We start from the raw sequence: 2,358 nt of genomic DNA, 5'->3' as shown, positions 1-2,358 counted from the left end.
CACGAACATCTCCCTAACTGGTGTTTACACAAGTTCCGTCACCACAGCCGACTTTGACAAAGATGGGGACACCGACATCCTGCTCACGGGCTGGGATAGTTCTAATAACCGCATCAGCAAAATCTATAGCAACAACGGCAGTGGCGGTTTTAGCGAAAACACCAACGTCTCCCTCACGGGTGTTGGCTATAGTTCCGTCACCACAGCCGACTTTGACTCTGATGGGTACACCGACATCCTGCTCACGGGCTTCGATAGTTCATTTAACCGCATCAGCAAAATCTATAGCAACAACGGCAGTGGCGGTTTTAGCGAAAACACCAACATCTCCCTAACTGGTGTTGCCTTTAGTTCCGTGACCACAGCCGACTTTGACTCTGATGGGGACACCGACATCCTGCTCACGGGCCAGGATAGTTCAGAAAACCCCATCAGCAAAATCTATAACAATCTTCTCCCCATATCCGATGTAGACACCACCATCACCGAAGCCATTGCAATTACAGCCGCCGACAATAACGGCACTTGGCAATATTCCACCGACAACGGCACAACCTGGACAAACTTCCCCTCCGTCAGCGACAGTAACGCCCTATTATTAGATGCAGGGAATAAAGTTCGTTTCCAACCCAACACCAACTACAACGGGACTATTACCAATGCCCTCACCTTCCGGGCTTGGGATAAGTCCACAGGTACAGCCGGAAGTACAGCCGACACCAGCACTAACGGCGGGACAACAGCCTTTAGCAGTAACACCGCCACCGCCTCCATTGTGGTAACGGCCGTTAACGATGCACCTACCGGCACGGACAAAACCCTAACCTTTAACGAAGACAGTAACTATACCTTTGCTGCCACGGACTTCGGTTTTAGTGATGTAGACACCGGAAACACCCTAGCTTCGATAAAAATCACTCAACTGCCCACCGCCGGGACATTAAAACTCAACAGCACTGCTGTCACAGCTAACCAAGTGATCACTGCTGCGAATATTCCTAACCTACAATTTACCCCAGTTGCCAATGCCAACGGTAGCGGTTATGCCAACTTCAAGTTCACCGTTAATGACGGCACTCTTGATAGTGTGGCAGCTAATACTATTACTATTGATGTCACGGCCGTTAACGATGCACCCACAGGTAATGTTAGTATTACAGGGACAGCAACACAAAACCAAACCTTAACCGCAACCAATACCTTAGCAGACGCAGATGGTTTAGGAACATTAAATTATCAATGGCAAGAGTCATCTGATAATGGAGTTACCTGGACAGATATTAGTGGAGCAACTAATAATACTTTTGCCTTATCTCAAGCACAAGTAGGAAAAAAGGTAAAAGTAAAAGTTAGTTATACCGATGGACAAGGGACAGTAGAAACTGTTAATAGTAGTCCGACTTCTCTTGTTGCTAATATTAACGACTTACCCACAGGTAATGTTAGTATTACAGGGACAGCAACACAAAACCAAACCTTAACTGCAACCAATACCTTAGCAGACGCAGATGGTTTAGGAACCTTAAATTATCAATGGCAAGAGTCAGCAGATAATGGAACCACCTGGACTAATATTAGTGGAGCAACTAATAATACGTTCACCTTATCTCAAACCCAAGTTGGGAAAAAAGTACAGGTCAAAGTTAGTTATACTGACCTATTAGGGACAGCAGAAACTGTTAATAGTAGTCCGACTTCTCTTGTTGCTAATATTAACGACTTACCCACAGGTAATGTTAGTATTACAGGGACAGCAACACAAAACCAAACCTTAACTGCAACCAATACCTTAGCAGATGCAGATGGTTTAGGAACATTAAATTATCAATGGCAAGAGTCATCTGATAATGGAGTTACCTGGACAGATATTAGTGGAGCAACTAATAATACGTTCACCTTATCTCAAACCCAAGTTGGGAAAAAAGTACAGGTAAAAGTTAGTTATACTGACCTATTAGGGACAGCAGAAACCGTTAATAGTAGTCCGACTTCTCTTGTTGCTAATATTAACGACTTACCCACAGGTAATGTTAGTATTACAGGGACAGCAACACAAAACCAAACCTTAACCGCCACAAATACCTTAGCAGATGTTGATGGTTTAGGAACCTTAAATTATCAATGGCAAGAGTCATCTGATAATGGAGTTACCTGGACAGATATTAGTGGAGCAACTAATAATACTTTTGCCTTATCTCAAGCACAAGTCGGGAAAAAAGTACAGGTCAAAGTTAGTTATACCGATGGACAAGGGACAGTAGAAACTGTTAATAGTAGTCCGACTTCTGTGGTTACTAATATTAACGATGCTCCCACTGCGACTCCTATCGGCAACCAAACCGTTAACGAAGATAGCAA

General features: G+C 44.1%; 1 protein-coding gene. It reads left to right on the top strand.

The genetic code is table 11. The features are described 5' to 3' along the window. On the top strand, positions 1-2,358 hold a 2,358-nt coding region (locus AC559H_RS02135), incomplete at both ends, for a DUF8696 domain-containing protein (RefSeq protein WP_193372586.1).

Origin of the sequence: Planktothrix prolifica NIVA-CYA 540 (genome assembly GCF_963864145.1) — a bacterium.
Lineage (GTDB): Bacteria > Cyanobacteriota > Cyanobacteriia > Cyanobacteriales > Microcoleaceae > Planktothrix > Planktothrix agardhii.
Note: the sequence above shows the minus strand (reverse complement) of the source record. Positions and strands in the feature narration are given on the sequence as shown.